Source organism: Flavobacterium noncentrifugens, assembly GCF_900100375.1.
GTDB lineage: Bacteria > Bacteroidota > Bacteroidia > Flavobacteriales > Flavobacteriaceae > Flavobacterium > Flavobacterium noncentrifugens.
On the sequence record NZ_FNEZ01000003.1, the window covers coordinates 380,310 to 396,141 of the forward strand.

At 39.0% G+C, this 15,832-nt stretch carries 11 protein-coding genes; 3 read left to right on the forward strand and 8 right to left on the reverse strand.

Going from position 1 to position 15,832, the window contains the following annotated elements; genetic code table 11:
• Positions 1–22: 22 nt before the first annotated feature.
• The 5 genes from BLS32_RS11295 to BLS32_RS11315 form a co-directional block, all read right to left on the reverse strand.
• A complete protein-coding gene (locus BLS32_RS11295; protein ID WP_091395636.1) occupies positions 23–1,288 on the reverse strand; it encodes a glycoside hydrolase family 99 protein in 1,266 nt (421 codons plus the stop codon).
• Positions 1,289–1,367: 79 nt separating this feature from the next.
• Positions 1,368–2,870, reverse strand: coding sequence for a RagB/SusD family nutrient uptake outer membrane protein (locus tag BLS32_RS11300; protein ID WP_091395639.1), 1,503 nt, complete (start codon positions 2,868–2,870; stop codon positions 1,368–1,370).
• A gap of 23 nt (positions 2,871–2,893) precedes the next feature.
• The gene (locus tag BLS32_RS11305) at positions 2,894–5,854 is read right to left on the reverse strand and encodes a SusC/RagA family TonB-linked outer membrane protein (protein ID WP_091395642.1); all 2,961 of its coding nucleotides are present in this window, start codon (positions 5,852–5,854) and stop codon (positions 2,894–2,896) included.
• 28 nt (positions 5,855–5,882) lie between these two features.
• Positions 5,883–6,962: a hypothetical protein gene (locus BLS32_RS11310; RefSeq protein WP_091395645.1), complete on the reverse strand. Its 1,080-nt coding sequence runs from the start codon at positions 6,960–6,962 to the stop codon at positions 5,883–5,885.
• A gap of 13 nt (positions 6,963–6,975) precedes the next feature.
• Positions 6,976–7,491: a DUF5004 domain-containing protein gene (locus BLS32_RS11315; protein ID WP_091395649.1), complete on the reverse strand. Its 516-nt coding sequence runs from the start codon at positions 7,489–7,491 to the stop codon at positions 6,976–6,978.
• 383 nt (positions 7,492–7,874) lie between these two features.
• On the opposite strand from BLS32_RS11315, the gene BLS32_RS11320 reads away from it, so the two are divergent.
• The 3 genes from BLS32_RS11320 (at position 7,875) to BLS32_RS11330 (ending at position 13,875) form a co-directional block, all read left to right on the forward strand.
• On the forward strand, positions 7,875–9,476 hold the full coding sequence (locus tag BLS32_RS11320; protein WP_091395652.1) for a DUF6377 domain-containing protein: 1,602 nt from the start codon (positions 7,875–7,877) through the stop codon (positions 9,474–9,476).
• Positions 9,477–9,631: 155 nt separating this feature from the next.
• The gene (locus BLS32_RS11325) at positions 9,632–10,210 is read left to right on the forward strand and encodes a hypothetical protein (RefSeq protein WP_091395654.1); all 579 of its coding nucleotides are present in this window, start codon (positions 9,632–9,634) and stop codon (positions 10,208–10,210) included.
• Positions 10,211–10,428: 218 nt separating this feature from the next.
• The gene (locus tag BLS32_RS11330) at positions 10,429–13,875 is read left to right on the forward strand and encodes an RNA-binding domain-containing protein (protein WP_091395657.1); all 3,447 of its coding nucleotides are present in this window, start codon (positions 10,429–10,431) and stop codon (positions 13,873–13,875) included.
• A gap of 62 nt (positions 13,876–13,937) precedes the next feature.
• Here BLS32_RS11330 and BLS32_RS11335 read toward each other — a convergent pair whose 3' ends face one another.
• The 3 genes from BLS32_RS11335 to BLS32_RS11345 form a co-directional block, all read right to left on the reverse strand.
• On the reverse strand, positions 13,938–14,450 hold the full coding sequence (locus BLS32_RS11335) for a DsbA family protein (protein ID WP_091395660.1): 513 nt from the start codon (positions 14,448–14,450) through the stop codon (positions 13,938–13,940).
• A 1-nt stretch (position 14,451) separates the two neighbouring features.
• Positions 14,452–14,919, reverse strand: a complete 468-nt coding sequence (locus BLS32_RS11340; protein WP_091395663.1) for a redoxin domain-containing protein — start codon at positions 14,917–14,919, stop codon at positions 14,452–14,454.
• A gap of 185 nt (positions 14,920–15,104) precedes the next feature.
• Entirely contained in the window at positions 15,105–15,797 is a 693-nt protein-coding gene (locus BLS32_RS11345; protein ID WP_091395665.1) for a hypothetical protein, read from the reverse strand.
• Positions 15,798–15,832: the final 35 nt, after the last annotated feature.

Below are 15,832 nucleotides of genomic sequence, written 5' to 3' on the forward strand. Positions count from 1 at the left end.
CTTTAATTTTGGAGGTTAACGCTTATTGGATTTCATTCAGGGCCGTGATCGCTTTTTCAGGCTGCATCGACACAAAATAGCCAAAGATGACATCAAGTTTTGCCTGAATGGCTGTGTTGGTTTTGTATTGTCTTCTTAAATTAAACATTTTGCTGATAGATGGAAAAACATCTGTTTGGTTTTGAACCCCGGCAAATGTTTTTACTTTCTGTACGTAAGTATAGCCTGTCTCAACTGTTGGCTCGATCATCGTGCCTTCGCCAAAGTCATTCCATGTTATGAGCTGCAAATAATTGACGTGTGCATTTTGCGCCATTGCCAATGTTGCATCTAAAGTCGCTCCGTTGTTGTGATTGATCGTCCAGTTAATCCCGGCTGGCGCGCCACCTTCATCATAAAAATCATTGAAACCCGGATAAGCGCTTCCCATCGAAACACCAAGACTTGGAACACGCGTGTTATAAAAACTTGTAAGGTGTGTATTGTCTTGATATACCCATGAATATTCGCCCGAAGCATTCATTCCGGCATCGGCAGATTCATACCAAAGCGTCAGAAAGGTTGGTTTCGTAGTCAAATCTGCGAAAGCGGTTGTCCATTGTGCAGGTGTCGACAACGAAATCGGGCCAAAACACATTAATAAAGGTTTGTTGTTGATTTTTATGTAATTCGCATCGTTGAAATAATTGGCCTGCATGTAATTCATATCGACCTTTGCGGCAGCGGCATTTGTCGGCGCAAGCCCGGCGTTAACGATATTCGGCAAGAATCTGTCTTCGTAAACGATGGCATATTCGAGTCCGACTTTTTCAATCATCGCGATAAATTGTTCTGCATTTTCTTTGTTCGAGCGGTAATCATTCAAATTGTAAGTTCCGTACCAATCGATTAAAATCCCATCTACACCGGAATATTTCATCATCAGCAAATGGTTTTCGATCACTTCCTTATCGCCTGAGTGGTATGGGCCGATCAGCGGATAATAATGCGACGCGATTTGCCTGTGCCCGTTGGCATCGATAATATTCGGGTTTTTATTGTTCATTTTCCAATGGTAGCCCCATTGTCCGTCAGAACTGCTTTCATTGGTTTCAAACCACGGCATGTAATGCATATAGATCTTTGTTGCATTGGTTTTGGCAGCCGGAATAGGATTAAGAACTTCTGCAACAGGAGGAACAACTGGCTCGGTTACTGAAGGATCAGGATTTGAACTGTCGTCGCTGCATCCAAATGCAAATGAAACACTGAGGACAATTGCAAAAAGCGGAATGAGATATTTTTTCATGGTATTGGATTAAAGGCTAAGATATAAAAAATGCCAGCCTTCCGCGACTAACTCAACATGGAAGACCGGCATTTAACAACTAATATTGCGGATTTTGGTGCAAATTTGAATTTGTGGCCAATACGGTAGCCGGAATTGGGTAAATTCCGCGATAAGCCGGTGTTGATCCTTTTTCCCACCAAGGCTGGAAGAACGTTCCAAAACGGATGTTTGTAGTTCTTCTCGTTCCTTCGAATGTAAATTCACGAAGGGATTCTTTGTTGATGAAATCAAGATCGATGGTTGCAGGCATTTCAGTTCCTGCGCGGGCCGTGATTTGCTGGAGGAATGGCGTTGCCAATGTTGGCGAACCCAAACGAACGTAGCATTCTGCCTGCATCATCAGGATCTCTGAATAACGGATCAGGACGAAATCGTGGTCGCGTTCCCAGGATTCCCCGGCTTTCATTTCGTATTTTGCCAGACGAACGCCTTCGTTTTGTTTTGCATCTGTAAAATTCACGATATCTTCTGTATAAGTCAACGGTTCTCCACTGTCCATAATAATTACAGAACCTGTTCCAAGGTTGATCTGGTCGCCAATTAACATGCCTTTTCTTCTTTTATCGTTTTCAGCAAATGAAGAATAAACACCTGGCTGCGCGCTCATTCCGTTTCCGCTCCAAGGATAATCACCTGTTGGCGAAATGGTGAAACGGTGCAAATAATGCGCACTCATTGATGACATGTAATTTCCTAAAGTTCCCGCTTTTGAATCGTAAGGAATGGAGAAAATAATTTCATTTGAAGTTTGATTCTGCGTCGCAAAATTCGCAAAGTAATCTGCAGTTAATGTATGTCCCTGAACATTCTGGCACATGTCGATGCAATCCTGCCAACGCGGCGTTCCGATGAATGCCTCGGAGTTGATGTACAATCTTGCCAATAAAGAATACGCCACATTTTGCGTCATTTTAGAATATACGATATTCGATTTAAGATGCGGCAAAGCAGCAAGCAATTCCGATTCTACGAAATCATAAACCTGGCGGCGCGTTGAGTTTGAAGGCAAGGATTGGTCTTCAAAGTTTGTTACGATCGGCACATTCCCGAACATGTCGAGCAATTGGTAATAGTAATATGCACGGATCGCTTTTAATTCGGCATAAATCGGCGCTTTTGCTTCCGGGGTTAAACCCGATTTGTCGACTTGATAGATGATCGAATTCACTTTAGAAATCCCTGCGTAGCAGTAACGCCAGGCTGATAAGATCATTCCGTTGTCGGCTTTCCATTGGTGCCTTTGCACATCCTGGTAACGTCCGCCGTCATACCAATCGGTTCCCCTTGTTGGGATCGTAGCTTCATCAGACGCCACTTCATTCAGGAAAAACACATATTCACACGTTGGATACGCATTCGAAATTGCATCACTGAAACCTCTTAACGAAGAATAAGCGCCGCCCACAAGGGCATCAATTTCATTGGGCGTATTTCCAAAATTGTCGTCTGCTACTTTGTCGTATAGATCTTCGCTCAAATCTGTACAGGAAAAAGTAAAAAGCGTGCTAAAAAGTATTGCAGCTATTATTTTGACTTTCATTTTCTTTATTTTATAGTTATAATTTAGTTTCCAAGTGTAAAGTTTAGACCCAATGAAATGGTTCTTGGCCTTGGGTAGTTGTTAAACCTGTCGATTCCAGGGCTTAACCTGTCTGAGAATCCCGGAGTATCAGATGCATTTGCGGTGTTGTTGATCTCAGGATCGACGCCATTGTAACCTGTGATTACGAAAAGGTTCTGGCCCAAGACAAACACCCTCAATTTGGCTTTGCTTTCTTTGAACGGAATCGTGTAACCGATTGTCGCAGTCTGCAATCTGAAGAACGAAGCATCTTCAATCCAGTAGCTTGAATAGGTTGGCGCCGATTTGATCGGGCTGCCTACGAAATCATCCTGGATGTTGTATGACGGCATCCTGTTTGGATCGTTTAGCATCATCGCGGTGGCGTTCAAAACATCCTGTCCAAAAATCCCGTAACCTGTAAATCCAAGATCGAAGTTTTTGTAGGCGAAGTTCATTCCGAGTCCGGCTGTAAAATCCGGCTGTGCATTTCCAATTTCTTTTTCGTCTTCGCTCAGGATAAATTCTCCTTTTTCGTTTAATCCCTGATATTCGCGTCCCCAGAAAGTACCAACAGCATAACCTTCACCAATGATTTGTGAAAAAGTGTTTGACATTCCAGAAAGTCCATGTAATGAACCGCTCTGGATCGTTTCCGTTTTATATGACTGATTCGATAATTTCGTGATTTTCTGCTTGTTTTTTGCAAACGTCACATTCACATCCCAGGTAAATTTATCCCCGCGGATGATATCGGCGTTCAGCGTTACCTCAAGTCCTTTATTAGACAAATCGCCAACGTTTGCAAGCATAGTTCCCACTAAATATGGCGGTTGCGGCACTTGATAAGTATACAATAAATCTTTAGTTTGTTTGTCGTACCATTCGATCGAACCGGTAACGCGGTTGAATAAACTAAAGTCAAGCCCGATGTTGGTTTGTCTTGTAGATTCCCATTTCAGATCAGGGTTTGGATTTTGCGTTGGCGAATAAGCCAAACTCCAGGTTCCTGTTGACGGATCGTAATAACTGTCCTGGCCCACGCCTAAGATCGAAAGCGATTTGTACTCCCCGATTCCGTCCTGGTTTCCTGTCACGCCATAACCTACGCGCAATTTTAAGTTGGTCAGCCAGTTTTCTGTTGGCTTCATGAATTCCTCACCTGTGATTTTCCATGCAGCTGAAGCCGATGGGAAAAGTCCCCATTTGTTGTTTGCCCCGAAACGGCTTGATCCGTCGCGGCGTAAAGTTCCTGTCAGCATGTATTTGCTGTCGAATGAATAATTTGCACGTCCGAAAAATGAAACCAAGTTTGATTTTCCTTTGTAAGAATACACGTCTCCAAGCCTGTAATTGTAACCAGCGCCTAAGTTGTTGTATCCGAAAAGATCTGTTTCAAACCCGCTTCTTTGCGCACCAAAACCTTTGTAGATATTTTCAAGGTAAGAATACCCTGCAAGCAAACTCAGATTGTGCCTTCCGAAAGTTTTGTTGTAGTTTAAATATGCTTCCACCTGTGCATTTGTATATTCTCCGTAGGTTTTTTGTGCGTAGCCATTCTCAGTTCGCCCTTCAAGCACTGCAAAAGAAGGCTTGTAAGTATTGCCCTGTGTGGCGTTGTGTTCCAGTGACAAATTCACGACAGCCTGAAGGTCTTTGTATAATTTTGCTTCGGTTTTGAAGTAGCCTAAGATCCTGTGGCGTTCGTTTTGGGTATCGCGGTCGGTTAAGATTTCGACCGGGTTTTCGTTTAAAGTTCCGCCCACTTCTGTGAATGAACCGTTGGTATTGCGCACCGGAATCGTTGGATTTAAGTTGAAAGACCTTTCGAAGATCCTGTAATCCAACGGATGCCATTTGTCGATATTTGCGAAAATCCCAGTATCAAATTTCAATGCTTTATCTAATGCATATTGGTATCCGCTAACATTGGCGCTCAAACGTTCCAATTGCGTTGTTTTTACCACACCTTCATTTTTTAAATAAGACAATGAAGTACGGATTCCGCTTTGCTCGCCACCTGTAGAAATACTTAAAGTATGTGATTGCGTGTAAGCTTTTCGGTACAATTCCTTTTGCCAATCGGTATTTCCACCGTAATCGATCGCATCTGTTAAGTTGTTTGCACGTACGTAACCACGCCACTGATCTGCTGAAAGCATGTCTAATTGGTTTGAAGCTTCGGAAACTCCGGTGTAACCGTTATATGTAATCGTGGTTGCTTTTGAGCCGCCTTTGGTGGTGATGATGATGACACCATTCGCACCTCTTGAACCGTAAATCGCTGTTGCTGAAGCATCTTTCAATACATCAACCGATTTGATATCTGACGCTTGAACGACATTGATATCAACACCTGCAATTCCGTCAACAACAATTAATGGGCTGTTGCTTGCTGTCAATGAAGTTCCGCCACGCAAACGCAAGGTTGATCCGCTGCTTGGGTCTCCGCTGCTTTGAAGTACCGTTAATCCGGCCACTTTTCCTTGCAATGCCTGCTCTGTAGAAGAAATTACGCCTTTGACAAGATCATCGCCTTTTACAGTAGAGATCGCTCCGGTTAAATCGGATTTTCTCATCGTTCCGTATCCAACAGAAACCAGTTCGACTGCATCAAGCATGAACGCGCTTTCGACGAGTTTGACGTCGATGTTTTTCGTATTGGCATCTACCTTTACATTTTGTGTGGTGTAACCAATGAAAGAAATCTGCAAAGTGCCGCCAACAGTAGCTTCAAACGTAAATTTACCATCAGCATCTGTCGTTGTTGCTTTTTGTGTGCCGACTTCAAGAATCGTCACGCCGGGCAATGCAATGCTGGTATTGTCATAAATGGTTCCTGTGACAAGCTTTTTTTGCTGGGCGTACATTCCGGCTGTTAAAAAAAGCAGGAAGATCAGGAACATTATGAACGTAGTGCTCCGGGATGATTCCGGATGTGTATTTGTATGTTTACTATTCATCAGAATGTGTGTTTAATTGAGGATTTGATTAATCGACCGTTTTCAGCGGAATGTTCGTATCTGAAATGGTGCGCCCATTGTTGTCTTTGATCAATGCATGGATTTCTGTAACATTGACATTTTGCAGAGGCGTTACCAGATTGACAAAACCTTTGATCTCGCTTACCGTTCCGGTAAATTCGCCCGTGAGCGTAACGGTTCCGGCGGTAATGGTATAAATTAGTTTGTTTACGCCGGTTTCATTATTTTTCCTGATGATCCCGAGAAAGTCTTTTTTACTCAATTGCAACGGGAAAAAGCTGAAAACAGGATCTGGTGGCGGAACATAATCAGCGGCATTTATCACCTGGTCAGGAGTTGTTGCTGCCCACTCATCTTTAACCATTAAGAACACAAGGTTTGTCATGATGAATCCGTCGGGAATGTCAGGATAATACTGCGACGGGATCAGATCCATCTTATAAAATCCGTCACCCATATTTTTAAGTTTGGTTTTTTCTACGATTTCCGGAAGCCATGCCTGGTATTCCTGTTTTACCGCCCAATTGTTCATTCCGCTATGGAAATGTACGCTGGTTGCGGTATCAAAACCCGGAACGAGATTGGAGTTGAACAAAATACTGATCCCGTCATTTAAACTCACCCTTGACGGATATGAACGGATGACTTCGTTTGCCGTGTAGAAAGTAGAAAAGTCAGTGTAGGCAATTTGCGTTACCACAGACTGCTTGGTTCCGGTTTTGTCTTTCAATCGGCACCAGAAACCTGCGCTTGCCGCAATTTCTGCAGGCGTTTTTGAGAAGTAAAGCGTTGGCGTAAGCGTAAACTTCCAGGTTTTATCGCTTACGTAAGTCAGTTTTGCGAAATCAGAAGAGTTTTCCCAGTTTCCTGCATCCGGTTCAGATGGCGACCAGATCCATAAATAAATGTCTTCGCCTGCGGCAAAAGTCGTTGTGGAGAGATCGAAATACCAGGTTACCTGTTCGTCGTATTTGTAAACGACAGGATAGGACCAGATTTTATTTGGCGTACCCACTTCTTCCTGTGCTGACATAAAATTTGGCAGCAGCATCAGGGCGAATACAATAAGGTGTATAAATTTTTTCATGTTTGTTTGTTGATTAATTTTGCCCCAATTTGAAGATGTAAGTAATAAACGGTGTTCCGCCGGAAGTCCTTACAAGCTGGATTTCCATTTCGCGTTTGGTTCCGGGAACAGAAGTCAGCCTGAGTTCATCAGTTTGCTGTGTTTTCTGGGCGTCGCTATATAAAAGGATGCGGACGGCCTGTGCGTTTGGTTGTGCAAAGGCAGAACTTAATTGCCAGTAGCCGTTGAGCGCGAATAATGGCGGCACATTTCCAAGCACTTCATAAGTGGTCGGCTGGTGGTTTGCATCGACGTTGAGCTTGATCTTGAAGTTTTCGTAATTGAAAAGGCCGCTAAGGTTTTCTTCGTTTGGTTCGATAGCATTTGCTTTTGCAACCTCATCAACCATTTTAAGGTTCATCAGATTCCATTCGCCACCTATCTTTTCATAGATCGTGATCGGATCGACGTGGTTTCCGTCGTCGACGTCGTTGCATCCGATGGCGAGCATTCCGATCACTGCCATCAAACAGATAATTTTGCGTTTCATAAATTTTGGGTTTTTGTTAGTTATTGCATGCGTTAATTTGAACGAATCGAAATTAGACGTTAAAGAAGTCTTAAAAAAAATGTTTGCGAAAAATCAAGATACTATAACGTTTGAAATCGCTGTAAGATCCATATCCATAAGGTTTTAAATAGTGCAGATATATTCGAAAATCAAGTCACTATCGAGTAACTATTTCGATGTAATGACTGATAATATGGAAAATTTAAGGGATTATTTTTTGAAATACTCATTTATAAGAACGATAAATTATCGAATTAGAAATTTTAAAGTATATTTAACAACTCTAAAATTTTGTAGCTATTTTTATGGTTCGGCAATACTTTATTTGCGGCCGTGATACGATTTCAAACCAATAACCTAAAATGTTAAGATTACCTTTTTTTCTGCTTTTAATTTTTTCTACGATAGGCATCTATGCCAAGAACATCAATCCGGTGCTTGACGAACTCGACAGGGCTTTGATGAAGAAAGACATTTACATGCAGCAGAAGTATGCGAAAATTAAGGCCATCGACCGCAACATCCACAAATACACACTGAGCAAGGACGACCGCAATTTGTACAATTCTTATATCTCGTTGTTTGAGGAGTATAAATCGTTTAAATATGATTCGGCCTATTATTATCTGGAGCAGGCGAAATCGAAGGCTTTTTTACTGAAAGATTCGGAGATGATCGCCAAAAGCAGGATCAAGGAAGGTTTTGTATTGTTGTCTTCGGGGTTGTTTAAAGAGGCGATTGATACTTTAAACAGCATTGATGCATCGAAACTTGTCCGGAAGAACCAGTTTGAATATTATTCGATCAAGGCGCGTGCTTATTATGACCTTGCCGATTATACGCGTGATCCGCGATACAACATCAATTATGTGCGAACGGGGAATTTATATCTGGAGAAAGCATTGTTATTGGTAGATTCTAATACGAACGAATATTGGTCGGTGGAGAGTTTAAAAAGGCTGAAGCAGCAGGACTGGAAAGGCGCTGAGTTTGCTTTCAATTATTGGATCAAAAACTACAAACTTCCTGCGGAATATTACGGGATTGCGACTTCAAGTCTGGGATACATTTATTCGGAGCGCGGATTTACCGAGAATGCGATCCATTACCTGGCGCTTGCGGCGATTGCTGATGTGAAAAACGCTACAAAGGAAACGGTGGCGCTTAGAAACCTTGCGAATGAGTTGTTTAAGATGGGCTATCTGGAAAAAGCCAATAAGTATATCAACCTGGCGATGGACGATGCGACGTTTTACAATGCGCGGCACCGGAAAATTGAGATTTCATCGATCCTTCCGATTATTGAAAAGGCGCAGTTGAATAAGGTGAACAGTAAGAACGACACGCTTCAGAAGATTGTGATCCTGCTTACGATATTGGCACTGATCATTATTTTATTTCTGGTCATTATCTTCATCCAATTGAAACAGCGCAACGCTGCGAAAAAGGTGATGGCGGAATCTTACGGGCAACTTCAGGAAATGAACGTGAGTTTGAGCGAGGCCAATACGATCAAGGAAGAATATATTGCATACTTTATCAAGGCGACATCTGACCTGATCAATAAAATGGATCATCTGCAGAAAAGCACGATACAGAAAGTGATTTCGAAGAAAACCGATGAGATTCTGGTGAGTTTGAAAAAGTATGACGTGAAGAAGGAACGTGAAAACCTGTACCACCAGTTTGATGAGATCTTTTTGAAATTGTTCCCGACGTTTGTGAATGACTTTAACAGATTATTCCCGGACGATCATAAATCGGTTGTTAAGAAAGGGGAATTGCTCAATACGGAAATGCGGATCTTTGCGCTTTACCGATTGGGGATACAGGATTCGAATCAGATTGCGGACTTTTTAGAACTTTCGGTGGCGACGATTTATACTTATAAGACGCGGATCAGGAGCCGATCGGAATTCAAAGAAATTTTTGAAGAGAAGATCATGGCGATTAAAACGATCTAAATTCGTTACGGTTTTTCCGCATAATATGTTAAATGTGTACTAAAATTCAGCTAAATCGATGTAAATCGGCTGTTCGCATGACGAACATTAGTTGATAGGTATTGTTTCGCTTGAAATTTTAGTTATTTTTGTGTTATCATTAAAATACCACAACAATGATCAGATTTTATCCAAATGAAGAGTTTAAGGAGTTTTTGATCCCTTACCCTCTAAAATACCGCTACGCTGTTTCGAACCGCGGCAGGCTTGTTAGTTTTACGGACGAGATCCGTCAGGGAAATTTGCTGAACGGTTCTAAAATGGGTGGCTATAACGCTTTTCGGTACAAGATTAGGGAAAACGGCAAGGTGCGCGACAAGCACTTCTTTATCTTTAGGCTGGTTGCTGAGCTTTTTATCCCAAAACATTCTGACGAACAGACTTATGTGCTTCACCTTGATTATGTGAAGGACAATGACCACACCAACAATTTGAAGTGGGCGACTTATGCCGAAATGCTGGCACATGGGTATAAAAACCCGACGATGGCGGAAAACAGGCGGAAACTTAAGGAATTTAAACTGAAGTCGGATGGTGCGAAGCTGACCGTTACTAAGGTGATCCACCTTAAAAAATTACTCAAAGACCCGAATAGAAAGACGCGTTTGAAGATGCTGGCGAAGCAGTTTGGCGTGAGCGAAATGCAGATCAGCAGGATTAAGAGTGGGGAGAACTGGGCACGCGTTGTGGTTTAGGATTTTGAACTGATGTTACTTTATATCGTATATGGGAAAGCCTTTCTTTTTAGAGGGGCTTTTTTTTGTGGGTTTGATTTTGGAGATTTGGGTTGTTTTATAATTTGGTTTTGACACCAGCGAGAACCGGTGTTTTTTTTGTTTATTAGGTGTATTCATATAGCCTACACATTTTCAATAAATTTGATATATATTGCAAATTATTATAAAAACAATATATGGCTATAGATTTTGAAATCGGCACATTATCTGAGTATAAAATTCTAAAAAAGGAAAGGTTTAATGATCTGTTATTTTTTTATATTGAAACTCCATTTGGAGAAATAAAAATTAAGGGGTTTGATTGGCAAGAAAATCAAGCTACACTTATATGTAAAATAATCCGTCATATAAAACAATATCCAATCCTAGAAAATAGTGATTTGCGAAATAACTATTACCAACTTAACCAAATATTCTCTTTTGATATTAAAGATTTTGGATATTTTATAGACAAACGGGAGGAAAAATGTAATTCAATAATTGTAGCTGATATACATTTTAATGAAATTGAAATCCGTGCTAAAGAGTGGCAAACTAAAAGTTTGTGGAAATTTAAAGATTTAAATTGTAAAGTCATCGGTCTAAGAGCTGACGGTATTGTCAAATTGGAAAATATGGATGAACGCCATCCGATTTATGAAAAGGGAAAATCGTATAAATTCGAAATCACTGGCTCTAAAGAATATCAAAAAGATGATCGGCTGTTTAAAGTAATATTGTTAATAGATAAATATGGATTTACATACGAAGTACCAGCATACAGAACGAGTATAATAAACCTAAAAATTACAGAACAAATTTCTTGTATTGTTGATAAAGTTACATTTAAAGTTTTTCTAAATCAAGAAATTTCCGACGATCCCTATTTTTTTGAGTTTAATGAAATTATCGATAATCACCACTATTATAAAAGTTACTTTCTACCAAAATTGCTAGATTCGGAGGATAAAAATTGTAAACAAATGAAGTCGCAATATGATGAAAAAAGCGGTTTTTATATTTTGACATATTGCAATAAAATACTCCCAAATATTCTTTCTGAAAATATTAAACGCAAAAATTTTAAAATTGCTATTGAGGTAAATTCTTTGCTTTTTGAAATTGAAACTTGGATACTAAAAAGAGGCATTATTAGGGCTTTGCCTAGTGAATCGGCAAGAAAATTAATTAAAGAAAAAGTAAATCTACAAATTCAAACTTCAAAGCACTTGGAAGTAGTTCTGCCAATAATCCAAAATAATAGGTTTGCTGATTATTACGATCAAGAAACATATTACATTGAAGAAATATTTTATTTACTATATTATTCAGACATCAAACTATTGGAGCCTTTAAAAATTGTTGATTGTCTAAAAAAAACAGACTTAAAAAACCCCAGTCATACATATTATTTAGAAAAATTAATACGTACAGTTGGTGTGAAAAAAAAAGAATTTCAGCAATTTAATAGTGAAGATTATTTTTCAATTGCAAAACTGGATAAAGTCCAAGATAATCAAGATTTAGAATTGTACATGAGTTGGACATATTGTCAAATTCTGATTTTGGATGCATTGAATAAAAAAGAAGAGAGTAATTATTTTAAAGCTCAAATTCTCCGATATTCGCTTTATTATGAAAGTGACATAAACGTAAAAATCAAGCTTTTACAAAATGCTTTTCACTTTGTTGAAAATTATAATGATTTAGAGTTAGAAATACCAATTCTAAAAAATCAAAAGTTTGCAATTGATTCTTTTAAATTGGTAGACAATCCAAATATTATTCGGAATGGGATTGATAGTTGGGAAGAGATCAAAGCAAGTATTAATTCAAACAACTACTTGGAAGTTGAAGTTTTACAAGAACATTATTTAGGATTTAAAGTGAGGTATAAGGGTGTCAATGGCTATCTACCAACCCATCTCATAAATGATGTTAACTTGAAAAATTATCTTCATGAAAATATAAATTGGATAACCCGAGTTAATTGTACTAGCTATTCTGAGGATTTTAATTATTTTATATGCGAACAGCTATCAATAGATCATGAAAGTTATTTCTCAAAAAACCTTCTAAATATTTCGTCACTAAAAATTGATCAGATTTTAAAAGGAAAAATCAAGTCTATTACAGAATATGGATTATTTGTATCTACAATTCATGGTGATGCATTATTACATAAAAGTAAACTTTCAGACGATTATTGGGATTTTAATCAATTGAATAAATTCTTCAAAATCAGACAGCACATAACCGTTGTCGTAAAAAGGATAACACCTGACAATAAATTTGAACTTAGCTACAGAGACCTTGATTTCACCGACTTTAGAGATGAATATCAACATTTCTTATCTAAGATTGAAGCTCTAAATTACAATATAAATTTTGAAGAAAGTGATACAACTGAAAAAGAGTCGTTTAATATTAAACATTTGATAGAAATTGAAAAAGGTTTTATTTTTGAAAAATATGCTACAATTCAAAAAGTAATTTCAAAAAAAATCGCCTATATTAATCTAGCAAAACAATTCTTTTCTAATACAAAAAATTCAAGATCGTTTCTACTCAATATCTATATTGAATATTTTAACTGCTTGTTAATGCTTGAAAAGATTATTGAAAATTATTCATTTGAAAAATATGAAATTTTAAAACAAAAATTAAATATTATTAAAGCAGAGATAAGCCCTAAAACTATCGAAAGCTATCCTGAAACAGAAAAATTGATATATTTTGTTAGCATACTTTCTTTATTTAACGAATGCAGTGAAGATTCTTTTCAAACTTTATTAGAGTACGTCAAAGAGTATTCTAACAATAAATCTAATGATTTGCTGAAAATAATCGCTAAAGTCACTTTATCAAATAATTTATTAGTTTCGGAATCAATTGAAAATAATGATTTCTCATGTAACAATTTAAAAAGAATTAATAAATACATTTCTGATGGAGTTTTTTCATTGATCGAAACTGAAGAAGATAAATTACAAAGGGAATTAAATGAAGAACGAAAGTATTGGACCGGACGTATAATGGAAGATGAGGGTGAAAATATCGAATTTAAAGCGACATTCAAAACGCCTGTACCTGACGAGCAAAAACAAAAACAAATAAGTTCTCTTGAAAATGAATTGCTGAAAAGCAACAACCCCGAAACGATAAAATCAAAAATTGCTGAAATTAAGGGTCTTAATATAGAAAAAACAATAATTCACAGTTCTTTAAAAACTATCGCCGCTTTTGCTAATACTATTGGTGGTCATCTTTTAATTGGTGTTTCAGATGATAAGACAGTTTTTGGTTTAGAACAAGATTACTCTTCTTTCAAAGCAAAAAAGGAACAAAATCGTGACGGCTTCGGAAAATTTTTTGACGCAAAATTAAAGGAATATTTTGGGGAAAGCTTTTCGTCAATATTACTAAAAAAGAAATTTTTAAAATTTAACGAAGGTGATATTTTGATTATAGAAGTCAAACCAAGTTCTGAAGAGGTTTTTTTACTTAAGGATGATAATGGTAAGGCATCAGAAGCACTATATATAAGAAACTTATCTTCTTCAGAAAAACTGAATGGTAAAGAGCTTGCGAAATTTGTAAGAGAAAAATTTAGAAATCAAATTAGTAATATAGAAGTACAATAAAAATTGGTAAAAAAGGCAGCAGCCATCTACTACCTTTTTTAAACGGATTTTTTTCTTGAAGATTAGTTCTCCCTAAACATCCCAAACAAATCTTCCGCCCCGCCGTCAAACTTCGTCCCATTTACAAAAAAGGAAGGCGTTCCGTTGACACCGCTGCGGATGCCGCTTTCGAAATCGGCTTCTACTTTATCTGAAAGCGTATCTTTCTGAATGTCGTTACTGAACTGTTCGATGTCGAGTCTGATTTTCTCTGCCATCCTGAACAACGCTTCGTTGCTTAAGCCACGTTGATTTTCAAAGATGATATCGTGCATTTCCCAGAATTTGCCCTGTAAAGCTGCTGCTTCGGTAGCGACTGCACAAGCGAAAGCCATGGGGTGCGATTCTGATAACGGAAAGTTGCGGTAAACAAACTTGATCTGATCAGGAAACGCTTCCTGGATCTTTTTGATCACCGGATAGGCCGCGCCACAGTGCGGGCATTGGTAATCGCCATATTCTACTAAGGTAATGGGTGCGTCGGCTTTGCCTTCGAAATGGTCTGTGTCGTTTATGGGGATGGTGAGCTGGCTCATGTTAGTTGGTTTTTGGGTTTAGTTTTTCTAGGGCTTCTAGAATTCCGTCGGCACCAGGATTCAGGGCTGTTGGCGATTTGTAGCTCCAGGCGATGTTTCCTTCTTTGTCGATGACGAAAAGTGCGCGGTCGCATTCGCCTTCTTCTTCGTTGTAGACACCGTAGGCTTTCGAGACTTCGCCTTTCGGTTCAAAATCGGCCAATAGGGGAAAATGCAATCCGCGGTCTTTGGAGAAAGCGAGGTGGCACCATTTGCTATCGACAGAGATGCCTAAGATGGTGGCGTCGTATTTTGAGAAATACTTTAGCATGTTGTTGTATAATCCCATCTGGTCAGAACATACCGGACTCCAATCGGCGGGATAAAAGGCTAATATGACGTTTTTGCCCTGAAGTTCGGCCAGTGAAAAACGCTGGTCTGGAGTGGCATATAATTTAAATTCGGGGGCTTTGTCTCCTGGTTGTAACATGTGTAATTTTTTTTATTGTTGTGATCTTTTAAAATTAGTGATTTTTTTTGAATTGATTGGCAGAGTTCAAAAGTGGCTGTATGGATAAGGTTAAAAATTGCATCTTAGTGGTAATAAGTGCAATGATGGATAAATAAAAAATCCGGACTTTTGGCCCGGATCTTTTGTGGTTGGTGGTTGTTTTTTTACATGTTCGTGTATTCGTATTTAATGTGGTTGACAAACAAGCCGCTGACAATGGTTTCGATTGGATAGCCGCTGTCGGAAAACGTATTGGTGCATTGTGATACGACAGCACCGTTTAGTATTACCGTATCCATTTGCTTGTGCCCGCCGATGAAATAAAACACCTGATCGAGGAATATTCCCAGCAGGTGGTAATTTGCCCCGGCGTTGTACATCGCGCCTTTTTTTTCGGCTACGAAGTTGAATAAGCCTTGCCCGTAACGATTAAGGTCGTTGTCCTGGTCGAACCCAAATTTAATGCTGCTGAACGTGTAAAGGTCGGTGTTGGCGTCATAGGTTACATTTCCACCCTGAAAATTAATCATGTACATTTTAAGGCGTTTGAATTCATCATATGTATAAGAATAAAAACTATCGTCGTCGCCTATTACAGATATCGTGCTGATTTGGTCATCGGGGTTGTAGGCAAACAGGTAGCTGCGGTTCTTTTCGCCTGTAACGGTGATCTTATCGATGCGTTTTTTGCTGTCGTAAGTAAAAGTATAAGTGTTGGCTACCACATTGTTTGTGTAAGTTGTGGCTTTGGTGAGCATTGGAATGCCGGTGGCTACGTCATCGGGCTTGTTGTCATCGTCATTGGAGCAGGAAATGGCAAAAAGGCCAATCGTAAATAATAAAATAAGTTTTTTCATTGTTGTTGATTTTGAGTTTTAAAGGTTTGGATTTG